Annotated in this window: 14 protein-coding genes and 1 pseudogene; all 15 read right to left on the bottom strand. The window is 62.5% G+C overall.

Translation table 11 applies throughout. The features are described 5' to 3' along the window. Positions 1–3: 3 nt before the first annotated feature. The 15 genes and pseudogenes from AC07NF_RS01585 to AC07NF_RS01515 all read right to left on the bottom strand — a co-directional run bounded on the left by AC07NF_RS01585 (position 4) and on the right by AC07NF_RS01515 (position 15,195). Complete coding sequence (locus AC07NF_RS01585) at positions 4–270, bottom strand: VirB3 family type IV secretion system protein (protein ID WP_494632166.1); 267 nt, start codon at positions 268–270, stop codon at positions 4–6. Then, entirely contained in the window at positions 270–584 is a 315-nt protein-coding gene (locus AC07NF_RS01580) for a TrbC/VirB2 family type IV secretion system protein (RefSeq protein ID WP_494632792.1), read from the bottom strand. The genes AC07NF_RS01585 and AC07NF_RS01580 overlap by 1 nt, the downstream gene beginning before the upstream one ends. Before the next feature lie 103 nt (positions 585–687). Further along, entirely contained in the window at positions 688–1,596 is a 909-nt protein-coding gene (trbB, locus tag AC07NF_RS01575) for a P-type conjugative transfer ATPase TrbB (RefSeq protein WP_494632794.1), read from the bottom strand. A gap of 259 nt (positions 1,597–1,855) precedes the next feature. Continuing rightward, positions 1,856–2,025 (bottom strand): annotated as a pseudogene (locus AC07NF_RS01570) (integrase); the annotation flags it as partial. 118 nt (positions 2,026–2,143) lie between these two features. Continuing rightward, entirely contained in the window at positions 2,144–3,379 is a 1,236-nt protein-coding gene (locus AC07NF_RS01565; RefSeq protein WP_494632169.1) for a hypothetical protein, read from the bottom strand. Beyond that, a complete protein-coding gene (locus AC07NF_RS01560; protein ID WP_494632171.1) occupies positions 3,372–4,379 on the bottom strand; it encodes a nucleoid-associated protein in 1,008 nt (335 codons plus the stop codon). Before AC07NF_RS01560 ends, AC07NF_RS01565 begins: the two co-directional genes overlap by 8 nt. A 446-nt stretch (positions 4,380–4,825) precedes the next feature. Then, positions 4,826–5,167 (bottom strand): hypothetical protein, encoded by a 342-nt coding sequence (locus tag AC07NF_RS01555; RefSeq protein WP_494632174.1) that lies wholly within the window; start codon positions 5,165–5,167, stop codon positions 4,826–4,828. After that, entirely contained in the window at positions 5,167–7,086 is a 1,920-nt protein-coding gene (locus AC07NF_RS01550) for an AAA family ATPase (protein ID WP_494632177.1), read from the bottom strand. Before AC07NF_RS01550 ends, AC07NF_RS01555 begins: the two co-directional genes overlap by 1 nt. Further along, positions 7,086–7,277, bottom strand: a complete 192-nt coding sequence (locus tag AC07NF_RS01545) for a hypothetical protein (protein WP_494632179.1) — start codon at positions 7,275–7,277, stop codon at positions 7,086–7,088. The genes AC07NF_RS01550 and AC07NF_RS01545 overlap by 1 nt, the downstream gene beginning before the upstream one ends. After that, positions 7,264–9,378: a DEAD/DEAH box helicase family protein gene (locus AC07NF_RS01540; RefSeq protein ID WP_494632180.1), complete on the bottom strand. Its 2,115-nt coding sequence runs from the start codon at positions 9,376–9,378 to the stop codon at positions 7,264–7,266. Before AC07NF_RS01540 ends, AC07NF_RS01545 begins: the two co-directional genes overlap by 14 nt. Next, positions 9,357–9,893, bottom strand: a complete 537-nt coding sequence (locus AC07NF_RS01535; protein WP_494632183.1) for a hypothetical protein — start codon at positions 9,891–9,893, stop codon at positions 9,357–9,359. The genes AC07NF_RS01540 and AC07NF_RS01535 overlap by 22 nt, the downstream gene beginning before the upstream one ends. Further along, complete coding sequence (locus AC07NF_RS01530) at positions 9,890–10,726, bottom strand: hypothetical protein (RefSeq protein WP_494632186.1); 837 nt, start codon at positions 10,724–10,726, stop codon at positions 9,890–9,892. Before AC07NF_RS01530 ends, AC07NF_RS01535 begins: the two co-directional genes overlap by 4 nt. Positions 10,727–11,074: 348 nt before the next feature. Then, positions 11,075–11,494: a ribbon-helix-helix protein, CopG family gene (locus AC07NF_RS01525; RefSeq protein ID WP_494632187.1), complete on the bottom strand. Its 420-nt coding sequence runs from the start codon at positions 11,492–11,494 to the stop codon at positions 11,075–11,077. 10 nt (positions 11,495–11,504) lie between these two features. Beyond that, on the bottom strand, positions 11,505–13,457 hold the full coding sequence (locus AC07NF_RS01520) for a conjugal transfer protein TraG (RefSeq protein WP_494632190.1): 1,953 nt from the start codon (positions 13,455–13,457) through the stop codon (positions 11,505–11,507). 13 nt (positions 13,458–13,470) lie between these two features. Continuing rightward, a complete protein-coding gene (locus tag AC07NF_RS01515) occupies positions 13,471–15,195 on the bottom strand; it encodes a relaxase/mobilization nuclease domain-containing protein (protein WP_494632193.1) in 1,725 nt (574 codons plus the stop codon). Positions 15,196–15,229 lie beyond the last annotated feature (34 nt).

Below are 15,229 nucleotides of genomic sequence, written 5' to 3'. Positions count from 1 at the left end.
GGCCTAGACCTCCAGCCGGACCGGCAGGCGGACGTGCCGACGGCCGACGTCGAAGATCTGCGGGTCTCGGCGGGCGGCCCAGACGGCCAGGGCATGGCCGACGAACCAGACGCCGAGCCCGACCAGCCAGAGCCGAAGGCCCACGCCGAGGGCCGCGGCCAGGGTGCCGTTGACCAAGGCGATCGCGCGCGGGGCGCCGGCCAGCAGCATCGGCTCGGTGAGGGCGCGGTGGACAGGAGCGGCGAACCCCAGGGCGCGATCGCCGGCCATCAGACGAGCGCTCCGCCGCCGAACGAGAAGAACGACAGGAAGAAGCTGGAGGCCGCGAAGGCGATCGACAGGCCGAACACGATCTGGATCAGCTTGCGCGAACCGCCGGAGGTGTCGCCGAAGGCCAGGGTAAGGCCCGTGACGATGATGATGATCACCGCGATGATCTTGGCGACCGGGCCTTCGATCGATTCCAGGATCCGCTGGAGCGGCTCCTCCCAGGGCATCGACGATCCGGCCGCCTGGGCCTGGGCGGCGCTCAGCGCCAGGGCGGCGGCGAGACCGGCGTAGATCCAGCGCGACAGGCGCGGCAGGGGCGTGCGGGGGCGAAGGCCGGGCGCATAGGCGCGCGGCTGGGCAAGGCTCGTGAGCACGAGACTATCTCCTCAGATTTTCAGGGGTTTGGGGGGCGAGGTCTCAGACGGGGCTGAGCTGGTAGGCGCCGTCGGGCGCCTGGCCCTCCAGGCGGGCAAGGTCGATCAAGCGTCTCTGTCGGCCACGGCCGGACAGGACGGCGATCAGGTCGATGGTCTCGGCGATCAGCGCGCGCGGCACGGTCACGACCGCTTCCTGGATCAGCTGCTCCAGGCGCAGCAGCGCGCCCAGGGCCGAGCCGGCGTGCAGGGTGCCGACGCCGCCGGGATGCCCCGTGCCCCAGGCCTTGATCAGGTCCAGCGCCTCGGGGCCGCGGACCTCGCCGATGATGATGCGGTCGGGCCGCAGGCGCAGGGACGAGCGCACCAGCTCGCCCAGGCTGGCGGTCCCCTCCCCGGTCCGCAGGGCCACGAGGTTCTGCGCGGCGCACTGCAGCTCGCGCACGTCCTCGATCATCACGACACGGTCGCCACCAGCGGCGACCTCGGCGAGCAAGGCGTTGACCAGGGTCGTCTTGCCGCTGGAGGTGGGGCCGGCCACGAGGATGTTGGCCCGCTCGCGCACGGCCTCGGCGAGAATCCCGGCCTGGCGGGCGTCCATCACGCCGGCGGCGACATAGTCGGCCAGCGGGAACACTCGGCTGGCGGGCTTGCGCAGGGAAAAGGCCGGGCCGGCCACGAGCGGCGGCATCAGGCCCTCGAACCGCTCGCCGGTCCCGGGCAGTTCCGCCGACACGCGCGGCCGGCCGGCATGGATCTCGGCGCCGACATGGTGGGCGACCAGGCGCAGGATCCGTTCGCCGTCGGCGGGCGGCAGGACTAGCCCAGCCTCGGCCAGGCCGCCCTCGAAGCGGTCGATCCAGACCCGGCCGTCCGGGTTCAGCATCACCTCGGCGACGCCGGCATCCTCGAGCCGGGCCAGCAGCAGCGGCCCCAGCGCGGTGCGCAGCATCTTGCGGCTGCGCGGCAGTTCGATTTCAGTCTGGGAGGGTTCCACGCTCGTCTCCGCTGCTTACGGAGACGACTAAAAGGACCGCGTTTCGTCCGATCACAACAGCCAAATCGGCCGATCGTAGGCTAGCGTGGGAAGACAGGCGATAGGCGTGCGCCTCAGGCGGGATGATGACGGAACGCGAGAGAGGCGGGTCGCCCTACTTCCCCGATGCTTAGTCGGGGCTGCCGCCGCAGGCAAAAAGCGTCAGGAAGCGCAGTCAGAGCCCGATCTGCTCTGACATCTCCAGCGCATCGTCTATCTCGATGCCAAGATAGCGCACGGTGCTTTCTAGTTTCCGATGGCCAAGCAGAAGTTGGCAGGTCGTAGGTTGCCGGTCTTCATGTGCTTCAACGCCACCTTCGTTCGGCGCAAACTTTGCGTGCCATAAGGTTCACTTGGTGTTGCGGGGGTCCGCGCGAGCAAGGCGAACCCAAAGGCGTCCTCGCTCCACTAGCTAAGGGCGCGAGGAAGTCTTTGATGCCCCCGGCGCGGGAGCAGACTTGCCCTACGCGACCGGAGCGGGGGGCTTTGCAGAGGGCTTCGTCCCGGGCGGCACCTGTTCCGGCACGAAGCAGGCAAGCGGCGCCTTGGTGAGGCGGGAATATGCGTATGTTGCGAACATCGCGCCTGCGGCCGCAACGATGCCGACGCCGATGAGAGCCCCACGATGCCATCGGACACGGCGAGTCAGACTTTCAAAGATGGTCAGAAATTGCGCGCTGATCGCGGCGTAGTCACGTTCAAGCCGCTTCTTCTGCGCAGCAATGTCCTCGCCGATCGCGCTCAACGTAACCCACTGGTTGACGATGGCGATAAGAAGCAGGGCGAGGAACACCCACGCGCCAGCGAGAACCGCGACGTTAGTCCAGATCTCCACTCCGCAAGCCTTGCTGGCTTTGAGCTGGGAGGCGACAATAATGGTGGCCACTGGGATTCCCAGCAGCTGGCCCTGAATATCGATCAGGGTTTTGTGGATCTTGGCGACGTAATCGACCTTAGCGGCCTCCACCTCGCCCCTGATCTTCGTGTAGGAAAAGCTGGACGCGAATAGCTTGTAGCCTTGTCGCACCGTCTCCGCGAGCGCAGAGAGATTGTCCAAGAGGTAGGTGAAGCGCTTCGCGGCCGGTTGGCTCTCGACCATCTTAACGACGGCATTTTCGAGAATGGCCAGCTTTTGGTCCTGATGGACGTCGTCCTTGAAATTTTCGAGCAGGGCATCAATTGTCGTCCCGGACATCCGGTCTAAGACGGCAACGTCGTACCGCACTGGAACGACCACCTTTCCGTCATGTACGAACACTAGCTCCTGACGCATCGGGTCTAGATAGGCGGCGGCTTTAGCCAACAGGGCCACGACCGCGAGCACCTTGCGGTAAGCGATGATGACGGGCGATGGTGTCGTCTGCGGCTCAATCTTTCCGTTGACGACGAAATAGGCTTGAGGCTCCGCAATCCGCGCATCCGATGCCTTCAAGAGATCATCGAACGAGCGGGCGAGCAGGCCTAGTCCCAGTCGTGGCGGACCGACGCGCAGCCGGACAGCTTGCCCTATCGTGAGCATGGTCGGGTCACCGAGCACCGCAAGATTGGCGTCTTCGCCAGCGGCGTCATCGGTTTCGATAAACTGGAGATCGGTGAGTTGCTGCTGGGTCGACAGGACCAGGGCCCCTTCATCACCTGTCGGGTCGAAATCGATGTCTCGATAAAGACCCAGCAACTGCTCGAAACGGAGCTTAGGCATCCTTCACCAACTCATGCCTGAGCTGGGCGGAAAGGTCGTCGGGAAGGTCGAGCAAAGTCAGGCTGTTCTCGCTAGCATCGTAGCGAACCTTTCCACCACTCAAGGCATCGCGCTCGAACTCCACCGACCATTGCGCCGTCTTTCCCTTGAACTTCACCAGAGAACTGAGCGCACGTCGGTCCGGCACGAACCGGTCATTGAGCTTCCGGTCGGGATCGGTCAGGACGGATAAGAGCGCTTTTGGGTCCTTCGGCGCAAGCTCGTTCGCGAGGGCCTCGAACTCGATCTCCTCGCGATTGCGCGAGGCCTTGTCGCAGATCGTCTTCGCCTTCCCAAGAAATTCGTCGCGCTCTTCGCCGATCATGCCCTGAGCGTCGGCATAGCCCTTCAAGGCCTGCACCAGGTCAGTCGTATCCTGTCGAACCTGTACAGAGTTGTCGCAGCCCAAGAAGGCCATGAAATACTCGGAGACCGCGCCTTTGCCTTTGAGAAAGCCGATGTAACGCTCCTCGTTGGCCGCCCAGCCGGTGAGGTTGATACGGCCGGCGAAGCGAAAGCCATCCATGTCGAGGTGCTGAACATCCGCCACATCGTAGGAGCTCGTGAGGGCTGCGCTCAGCTTGTCGTTGAGGATTGCGACCAAGAGGAACTGGCGGCTGTCGCGTTCAAAATGCGCGAAGAACACGTGCCCACCATGAGCCGAATTCTTCAGGCCGGCCTGATGCTTGAGAGTCGCCATCATCTTGTCGGTAAGGTCCGAAAAGTCGGACTTATCGGCAAGATAGTCGCGAAGGTGCTTCTCCGTAGGCGCGGCATCGCCTGCGGCCGAGAACTTACCGTACGATTTCGAAGCTCGCCGACTGTAGAGCTCGTACAACTCGTCGACAACGCGTTGGGTGGTCGGCGTGACTTTGAGATGATCGTTGCCGGTCTTCACACGAAAGCCGTCTTCGCCGCGCTCCAGATCATGAATAGCAACATTGATGATCTGATTGGTCATGTTCCGCCCCAGTAGACTTGATTTACGAGCCGAGTCGGCTCCGGCCCCCGGACACAATTGCAGGTGTAAAGGGTCGGCGCCACCAGCAACCAGGTTGAACTTTCAGATCACCCAGCATCATGACGAGTTCGCTGGGCACATGCTGCGGTGTCTGGCGAGGAGATCATGATCGGCTCATGCGACAAAAACGGTCGCGGCCGCTGGTATTCGCGCCGCTGCCGGCGCTTGGGGCGGGACGTTCAACCGCAGCTTCCCATTAGAAAGACCGCCCTTACTTGCCATCCAGGCGTCGAGTACCCGCTTGTTCCACATCCAGCTTGACACTTGACGGCTGCGAGTTGCAGCGCTGCCTTCGCGTTCGATGACCAGGAACGGAGCCAGCCCGCGTTGACGCCGCTCGCGGCACCACCGCGCGCGCGGCAGTAGGCTCGGCTATGTCGTCGTCCTTATGGCAAAAGATCAGCGGGTGTTTCGCCGCGAGTTACGAGCCGATCGTGCACGAGGCCTATCCCCTCATTAACCAGTCCCTCGATCGCCCGCACTGGCGTGGAAACATCCGGATAGAGAGCGCCCATCAACGCCACGATCTCACCAGTGGGATCGAAAAGGCCGCTAGCCCAGCGCGTGTCGACTCCGGACGCGTGAGCCGGTGACACCCCGTTTCGCATTGCATAGGCCATTGCGAACCGGGCGGCTTCCTGAGCCTCGCTAAACCAATCCATAGCCATGATATCGTCTATCTGACGCTGAGCTTCGGTCGTCAGCCCAATACTACGACGGTCTTCCATCACCGGGCCTCCCGAATATTGCTACGCCGGCTATTGACCTTTTCGAGTTCATACTCGGCGACTAAACGAGAACCAAGTAGATCACGGGCCCTTCTTCGCCCAACTTCTGCTTCATAAACCAACAAAATAACCTGATCCGCCATCTTGTGCAGCCCGCTCACAACGTTGGAAGTATGCCCGTCATCTAGTCGACCAAAAGGCGAATCCATAACAATTGGACCACGTAGAGGAGCATTCCTTTGCAGCGCTCCCATCAGAGCCAAGGCCACAACGTGTTCGGCCCCAGCCGATCGGGCGTCTTCCGGACGACCATCCTTGTGAACAATCGTTAAACCGTAGTCCGAATTAATACTCAACCGGTCATAGTCGACCTGCTCCGTGGTCATGGACAGGAATAGATCAGTAGCGCTCGCTTCCACGCGCTCCCGTAGATCAGATTTATATTCCTCAACCGCCTCTTCAAATATTGCCGCGCAGTCCCTAAGAATTTTAGCCTTGGATTCTATCGCACTCAGATCGCCAAGGGCGGTATTTTGAAGCTTTCGTAGCAGGCCATCAACACGTTCACTTTGACGCTGCAGCTCGAGTGCCTGACGATCAATTCCGGACTTTACCGCCCCCACCTGCTCAAGCACCTCGGCATAGTTGGCCTGAGTGCTACGGACCGATTGCTGGTCAGTATCAGCGAGGGCATTGATCAGTTCCTTGGCCTCATCACGCTCATGCTGCTCCTCTACCGCCTGCTCCCGCATCTGCCGCGCCAACAGGCGAACGGCTGCGGATACATCTTGGTCATCAAAGCTCATTAGCATTTGAAGGTGCGCTGGACGCGCCTGATGCACTTGAGGTCCGGCCAAATGCTTCCTAAGCCGTTCAGCCTGGCCGGCATCGACATCCTGTTCACAAACATCGCAATGACCGAGATCGATCGCGGCACGCCGAAGCTCCGCTCGCGTTTGATCCAATTGATCCTGCAACTGCAGCCGGGCTTCATCCCGGGCCTTCCGGATAGGATCGCGAAGTAAAGTGCGCCAAGATCCGACCAAGGCTCTTTTGATATCTGAGCGGAGGGCCGCCTGTTTCGCGGCGGCCGCGTCAGCGCGCCCAAGCGCGGCCTGGCGGCGAGCCATTAGGTCCTGCGAACGCCGGTCTGCCCCTAACTTAACCTCTAGATCGGTCTTTTGCCGCGCCAGGTCCGCAGCCTTGTCATTGAGGCGCACAAGCTCCGCCTGTTGGCCATCGCGGATTGTAATGGCCTGCTGGAGCGCCACCCCCATGCTTTCAGTATCTTTGTGACGCGTTGCTTCGTTCGCGGACTGCCGGTCGCTTTCGACAACCAGTTCAGAAAGGTGTCGCCGCCCCGCCTTGAGAATGGGAACACCCAGAATCCGTTCTATTGCCGCTGAGATTTGCGGTCCGGCCTCACTATCATTTATTATGAGCTCTTCATATTCCTGCAAAAGCTCGCCATCGAAGAGGAAGAAACGAGAAACATCTTCAGGGAAGATCTGGGCCAATAGGCGATCTTGCTCCGGAAGGCTTAAAACCCTTGCACCCTTTCGCAGCATGACCTCAGATTGGTAATCGCCATCGTGAACAGGGTGTTCCGTTCTTGGCTCATGCCCCCGATAGAGTTCAAATGTCTCACCATCAAAATCGAATTTGAGAGTTACGCCAAACCCGTACTTTCCCTGTGCGGCGAGCTCGCGATTTGAAAGACTGTGGATTTTTCGGTGACTTTGCCCTCTTCCCTTCACCTTGCCGAAGAACGCGTAGCGGATGGCATTGAGCAGCGTCGTCTTGCCCCGCATGTTCTCGCCGTAAATGACGACGACACCGGCTTTGTCGGGGAAGTCGAGGACCTGCTTGTCCGCGAAGGGTCCAAACCCTTGAATTTCTAGTCGTATGAGCCGCAACATCAGTCCTGCTCCCCGGCGAGATTCGCGTCCACCGCAAGCCTCACCTCTCGAAGCGCATGAGCATCGTCCTCGCTCGCACCAGCCTCGACCTCGAGAATCGCGTCAAGGAGCGCCTCATCGATATGGGGATATCGAGCCGCTCTGATTCTGTGCAGCACCGCACGGATGTCGTTGAGATCAGTCTTCCGCATCTTCCACACCCAAGCCAGTCAACGCATTCCAGTTGAGTCGCGCCCGTATCGCAATCTGCTGAAGGTCCGTTGCCGACGCTGGATTTGCGGCGTGTTCAGCAAATTCGATTGCCCGAACCAGCTCGCCGGCTGTCAGCGTATCTGGCTTTTCCTGGTCTTGGCTCTCCTGGGTATCGGTGCGCGGCGGTAGAACAATCGCGTCGTGGACATAGGCCAGCGCCTTGCCCGGTGAGCGTCGCAACACTCGGCCACGTCGCTGTACGAATTCGCGGGGATTGCGCGAAGAGGCCAGGATCAGAGCGTGAGTTACCGATGGAATGTCGACCCCCTCGTCTAGGCATTTTATCGCGACGATGACCCCTCCCCGCCGTGCCAGCCATTTGAGGGTTTGGTCACGGTCACCGTCCATAGTCGAGTGATACGCCATGGCCTCGATGCCAATGGTGCCAAGGGCTGCGCTGACCTCCGTCAGCTGGCGCCCATCGTCGCAATAGATCAGCCAGCGCTCACCTTGTTTATAGTGCTGCGAGAACACGGTGGCGGCGAGATTTATTTTCGCTCGCGCGTGTTTGACAACACGAGCCCGAGCGATCTGGAGGTTTTGCATCTTCTCGCCAAGACCCGCCGTCGTATCATTCTGTTTGACGCGGGCGTGGAGACGTCGAATTTCTTGACTCAATCGACTCCATTCATCAGCTTCGTCTTGCTCGAGTTCAATTGGATGAGGTCGATAGAAGTACGGCGTCAGCACGCCGTCCCGAATAGCGTCGGCAAGTTCATATCGGGGCAGAAGGACGCCCCCGAAAAATTTCAATATCGCTGCGGTGCCGTCCGGGTCGCCATAGCGCTCCGGCGTGGCGCTGAGGCCCAGTCGAGCACCAAAGGCCTCATCGACCATGATCGCCTGATTCTTCCGCGCTCCAAGGTTATGCACCTCATCCGCCACGATCATCAGGTGTTTGCCGCCAGAAAGCTGCTGGCGAAAGGTATCGCTCGCAGCTGTTTTGAGCGTCGCTAACACCAAACGTGGCTGATCGCTGGGCGCGGTCCACTGCCTTAGCACAGCACGCCAGCGAGTATGACCAGCCCCCGCCTTTAAGACACGCAGGTCCAAATCACTCAGCGCTTCCCGAATTTCCTTATCCCATTGCCCAAAGAGAGTCCGATCGGGAACAACGACAATCACCGTTTCATTAAACCGCGTCAGAGCCTCGCGCATCGCCGACAACGCGGTAAACGTCTTCCCCGCGCCGGTCGCGAGGGCCAAAATCCCCTCCCGGCCATTAGCCGTCCAGGACGACAAGCCTTGAGCCTGGTGAGGCTTCAACACCCGCCCCCGCGTATCTCCTACCGGGGCCAATTGCGTTTCGAGCGCTTCGTCTATCGCCGCTTCGAGATCCGCGGGCGCCGCACGCCTTAGCTCGTCACGCGCCACTTGCGGAAACGGGCGTACCAGTAGTCCAGGATAGTCGCGGCCCCAGAGATCGTCGAAATACGCCTCCTCCGCCTGGCAGCGCTGCAGGTCACGGGCACCGAGCCATGTCGCGGCCACATCGACTGACTCCAAGTTCCCATCGGCGGCCAAACCAGTCCAAGTCTCGTTCATTGACCCCTTGAACACGACCCGGTTGTTGAGGCTGTCTCGAAAAATGCCCAGCTTGTCGTGGAAAATACGCCCCTTCGCCGACCTCAAGTCGCTCTGCCGCAGGACGGCAATTTGAAGGTCGAGAACATTCTGCGCCACCAGGCCGGCTAGGATCCGCGCAGGACTCCGTACCGCATCGTCTTTGAGGAGGGACGCGACTTCCTCCCTGAAACGCTCCGCCAGACTTGCATCGGCTCTCGCGGCGTAACCCGCCTCCAACGCATCAATGTCTGCGTCGGCGAGAACTTGCGAACAAAGCACCTGAATTTTACCGCCCCGGTGCAGGAAGCCTTTCAGGGCCGGCCAAGCAATGATGAACGCCGTACTGCGGAAATATCCGACGGCGCGGTCAAATCGTATCGAACGCGACATGCATGGCAGGTAGAAATCTCGGGCAATATCGTCGCGCCCCTTGTGATACGACGTTCGGAGGGTCAGCTCAGAAAGGTCTGGCATTCGCCGGTCTCCAAGCCGCCCGTTGCCATGATCCTGGCTTCCAACGCACGCCCAAGATCGCCGCTCTGGCAAGCGAGGACCACCTCTCTCGCCCCGCTCGTCAAAGATCGAATCTGTTCGGCTGTTCCGCTAGCTGCCGCCTGCCGGACGACCTCATCTCGCACCTGAAGATTGCCGCCATTCTTGAAGCGTGGATGTAGAACCGCGTCCCACAGCACAAAGACGTCCAGATCCGCGTCATATCCGGCGACTGTGGTAAACCGTCCGTCTGAATGGTCGAATGAACCATACTCGCCGATGGGATGATCCTTCACTCGAAGTACCACCTTGTATTCCCGCCGGGCGCGTTCACCCACACCCCCCACCAATGTGTACATGTAGACCCTCAGGCGAAGCGCGATGGGAGCGGCAAAGTCGACTAGAAGCGGTTTGCTAGAAACATCACTGTGCCACGCCACGCGCGCGGCAAGAGCGCCCAGGAGCGATCGATTAAGCCGAGCGGTTCGTTCGCTCATGCTTCATTCTCGTCGATATCTTCGCGTCCATCTGACGCGACGTTGTCGGCCTCTGGATCACCAACGGCGCCGAAGGTATTCTGCCACCAGACTTCTTTGGATCGCTGCGCCGCCCTTGTGGTTTTGGTCGATGCCAGCTCACGAAAGGGAAGCCAGTCGGCGCCAGAATTTTCGCAGACGATAACCTGCCCAAGTCGCTCTTGGCACCAACGTCCGAGCGCGGGGTAGTCGATGACCTCTGATCCGAACCGGTAGTGGCGACCTGCTTCTCGATATGGCGGGTCGACAAACCAAGTAGCTTCTAGCGCGTCGGGGCACTCGACGTAGCCGCTGTTGTGCACCTCCCAATGACGGATGCTATCAACCTGACTGGCGATCGTTTTGCGGACACGATCACCCCAGAACGATCCAGGGCGGATCTTGTCCCTCATCCATTTGGACGGAGATTTACGGGGACTAGATGCGCCGCGGTTAAGCCAAAACCCAACAAGCCACCTTGCCTCTTGGCATATGGCCAGATCATCAACCACACCTCCTTCCGGAAGATCAGGAAGTGATAAGATCTCGTCGGATTTCACAGCAATCAGATATCGCCAAACCGAGACGATAACCGGGTCGATTTCATAGAGAACAACCCGGTTTGTCGGATACCGAAGGCTATATCCAGCCGACCCGGCGAAAGGTTCGATGATGGTATTGTGAATGGGAGCGGGATAGAGGCGAACCGCATCGCGCCACTTGCCGCCGTAGTAGCTGAAGAACGGACGGAGACTCTTTGGCGCGCCAGTCAAACTATGCCTTTCGGTCGTGGGTGATGCGGTGCCGCCGACCATCGTTGTCAACGAGGCATGCGTAGCGAGTGCACCCCCATAGTTCAACGCTGAAGGTTGACGACCTCAACCGGCGAGACAGCGTGTAGCCGCGGTTACCGCCGAGACCTCGATTGGCATGCTGAAGCTGTCCGGGCGCTGGCCGTCGCCCAACTCGTCGGACACAATCAAACCGGTCAGACGCCCTAAAAGACGGACGCTTGAATGAAATCCCATGGCGTCGTTTTCTCGCCTCAGGACCGACCTTGCCAGCGCACGGCAGCTGCCAGCAAGCGGACTTTCCAAACGGAAGCGATGAGTCAGGTCTGCTCGTAGATCTCGCCTGCCTCGCACCCTCCGAGCATCCCTAGTTTAGGTCTCTTCGACGGGCTCGCTGACATCATTCATGAGTTGATCCCGGAGCAAACGGCCACCGCTGATCCCTCGGGCGAGCGCTTCGATAAAGCGTCGGTAGCGTTCTCGGCCAAGATCAGTGGCGGCACGATCGTCTCGAGACACGATGGACGGAGTGTTTCGTAGCCATGTCTTGACGAACAGCGCCACCGCCTCGTTCGAGATCGTGATGTCCCGCTCGAGCCGCTCGAGCTGTCGGCTCATCCGGTCCAGTCGGCGAGTCATCGCCGCTTCCGTCGCCTCGGCGCCGTCCGGCGAAAGGTAGGTGGCCAGAGCCGCGACCATGATTTCGGACTTCGATCGGCGCATCCGCCGCGCCGCCTCATCGAGCGCACGCGCGACATCGCCTGGCAGGAACACCTTGGCCTGAACCTTCATGATCTGGGCCTCACAGCGCGATGCCGTCGTCGGGATCGAGAGCGGCTTGGCGCGCGGCTGTGCGGAATCGGCGTTGTACCTCGGCCGCCTGCTGGACCTCGTCCCCCTCGCCGTCCAGTTCAGGCGGCGGCTCTAGCTCCCGCGCGGGCGTCGCATGCTGCTCCATGCCGGCGAGCTCAGGCTCGATGCGCTGCCCGCCCTCATCGATAACCGACGCGCTTCCATTACCGCCATCGCCAGGGTCCTGATCCTCACCCCAGTCGTCGGGCTGTCCGGCGAGGCGAGCGCCGGAGGCCGGCGGCTTTGCCACCCGTCCGGTCATCCTGGGGTCCAAATAGTAGCGAACCTTCAGGGCCCGGACCGGTGGTGAGCCTGACACCTGGACCACCTCCTCGTCCGGCGAGAGCTGCATCACCTCGCCCGGGGTCAGCAGCTGGCGCGCCGTTTCCTGGCGGCTTACCATTAGGTGGCCAAGCCAAGGCGACAGGCGATGTCCGGCGTAGTTCTTCATCGCCCTCAGCTCCGTAGCCGTGCCCAGGCTGTCGCTGATCCGGCGCGCCGTCCGCTCGTCGTTGGTGGCGAACGCCACGCGCACATGACAGTTGTCGAGGATCGCGTTGTTGGCGCCGTACGCGGCCTCGATCTGGTTCAAGCTCTGGACAATTATGAAGGCCTTCATGCGGTAGCCGGCCATGAACGCGAGGGCCTGCTCAAAGAATTCCAGCCGCCCGAGCGCGCGAAATTCGTCGAGCATCAGCAGAAGACGGCGCCGGTTTCGCGCCTCCTCCAAGCCCTCGGTCAGGCGCCGGCCGATCTGGTTGAGGATCAGGCGCATCAGTGGCTTGGTCCGGCTGATGTCGGACGGCGGCACGACGAGGTACAAGCTGACCGGCCGGTCGGCATCGACCAGGTCGGCGATGCGCCAGTCGCAGCGGCGGGTCACCCGCGCGACCACCGGATCGCGGTAGAGACCCAGGAAGCTCATGGCGGTCGACAGGACGCCCGATCGCTCGTTGTCGCTCTTGTTCAGCAGCTCGCGGGCTGCGCTGGCGACGACCGGGTGGACCTTATCGCCCAGGTGCCGCGTCGTCATCATGGCGCGCAGGGTCGCCTCGATGGTCCGCTGAGGATCGGCCAGGAAATTGGCGACGCCAGCCAGGGTCTTGTCGGGCTCGGCGTAAAGCACGTGCAGGATCACGCCGACCAGCAGGCTGTGGCTGGTTTTCTCCCAATGGTTCCGGCGCTCCAGCGCGCCCTCGGGATCGACCAGGATGTCGGCGATGTTTTGGACGTCGCGTACCTCGCTATCGCCTCGCCGCACTTCCAGCAGCGGGTTGTAGGCGCTGCTGTTGGGGTCGGTCGGATCGAACCGAAGGACGTGGCCGATCTTCGCGCGGCAGGCGGCTGTCAGGTCCCAGTTCTCGCCCTTGATGTCATGGACAACGACGGAGCCGGCCCAGGTCAGCAGCGTCGGAACCACCAGCCCCACGCCCTTACCCGACCGGGTCGGCGCAAAGCACAGCACATGCTCGGGGCCGTCATGACGAAGATAGTGCTCGCCGTAGCGTCCGAGGACGACGCCCTGCTCTCCCAGCAGGTTGGCGGAGCGGACTTCCTGCGGTTCGGCCCAGCGGGCGGAACCGTAGGTCGTCACCTTCTTGGCCTCGCGCGCGCGCCAGACCGACATGGCGATCGCCACGGCGACGGCCAGCAGAGCGCCGCCAGCCGCAATGAACGCGCCGCGCGCGAACACCGAGGGTGCGTAGGCGTCGTAGATGAACCACCAGACGAAGAAGGCTGGCGGCGGGTAGACAGGCCATCCTGCAAGCTCGAACCATGGCGGCCCCAGTCGCGCTTGGTAGGCGAGCTGCCATGCCGTCCACTGCGTCGCGGTCCACACGCCGGCCAGCGCCAGCGCGGCGACGATCAGGATCTGGCCCCAGAGGACCTTGGTTCCACTCATGGTGATCTGCTCCTCAAAGCCCGATCCCCCGCTTGCGTCCCAATGACCAGTCGACGCCCGCGCCCGGCATGACCGTCCCCCTCACCTCCTGGCCCAGCCTGTCGTCCAGCGCCCGCGTCCAGGGCGGGAGCCGGAAGCCGAGCCCGTCCTCGATCAAGGCGAACCGTCCGGACGCCAGGTCCAGCCGGCGGCGATAGACGCCGCTGACAGCGTCGCCGACGACGAGTTCGCCGGGAGCGCCCCCCGTCTCGGCCTGGACGTTGGCGGCGGCGCGCGCCAAGTCCCGCTCTCGCAGGGTCGAAACCAGATTGGGCGCCGGGACGAGACGGCCATCCTGGCGCCTGGCCAGGCCTTTGCCCTCCAGACGCATCAGACGCCGTTCCAGCGCTGCGCGCAGCTCCGCGCCGAAGCCCGCCGACGCCAGGGGCTGGGGCGTGCGCGAGACCATTTGCCGGTCCAGCCAGGTCGCGCCGTCCGCGTCGATCTGGCGGGCAATCGTCAGGTCGGCGCGGTGGACGAGATCCAGCCGGGTCACGCCCTCGGCATTGGTGCGGCTGCGCACCTCGATCAAGCCGCCGACCGGCGTGTCGCCCGTCGCCGACAGGTCCCCAAATTTCAGGTAGTGCAGCCGCCCATCGGCCCCATCGACGACGACATAGGCTTGGCCGTTGAGCTCGTCGTGTAGCCCTCGATCCACGAGCTTGCCAAAGACCGGCTCGTTCAAGCACTGGTCGCCGATGGCAATTGCCGTGGGGTCCCTCCCCTCGCCCATCGCCTTATGCAGGGTCTTGATGATGTCGCCGCGCTCAGCCAACGCACGAAGCCGGGCTTCGAGGTCATCGGCCAGGCGCCACCGCCCCGTCCCGACCTGCTGCGCCAGTCCGAGGCTTTCGAGCAACTTGGCTCTGCCGACCAGGCGAAGGTCAGCGTCAGTCAGCCGCCCATGACGCGGACGAAGATCGACCACGCTGTCGATATCGTCGGCGCGACCTCGGAGCTGATGGTCGAGGCTGGTCCAGCGCTGGGCCGACACTTCCTTCTCCAGGCTGGCGGCGACTTCGCGCTCCGACCTTGGACCCAGCTCCAGCGAGACCAGATCGATGGCGCGCTGGCGCAAGCCGCGGGAGATGTAGTCGCGGCTGATCACCAGATCGGATCCGTCGTCGGTCAAGCCACGGACGAGGACGTGGACGTGGGGGTTGTCGGTATTCCAGTGGTCCACGGCGACCCAGTCCAGCCGCGTGTGTAGATCGCGCTCGGCCTGGGCCATGAGGTCACGCGTCGTAGCCCGCAGGTCCTGGAGCTGCGCGGCGTCCTCGGGCGAGACGATGAAGCGGAAGTGGTGTCGGTCGTCCTCGCACCGGGCGGCGAACGCCTCGTGGTCGCCAGCTCCGTCCCGATCGAACACTTCACCCGGCTGGCCGTCCCGGCTGACACCCTCTCGGCGAAGGTATCGCAGATGCTGGGACAGCGGCGCGGCCCGAAATCGGGCTCCCTGATGCCGGATGATCCTGGACTTGATGACGACCTGACGCGCGCTGGCGCGCGCCGGCCCCTTGCCGCTTCCGCGTCCTGGTCGTGGCCCTCGCCCGCGCGGACCCACATCGACGGCTCCGCCGCCTGAGCGCCTCGCGGCGGTCATGACCTGCGAGACGAAGCTGCGCCCCTTGCGCGAGGCGGCCGCGCCATCGTTGCGGATTTTGCCGAGTCTGGGCTCGAATTCGTCGTCAGCCGCCATGACGGCTTCCGAGGCTCAAGGTCCCTGATAACCC

The organism is Caulobacter sp. GW821-FHT10A06, assembly GCF_059415805.1.
Note: the sequence above shows the minus strand (reverse complement) of the source record. Positions and strands in the feature narration are given on the sequence as shown.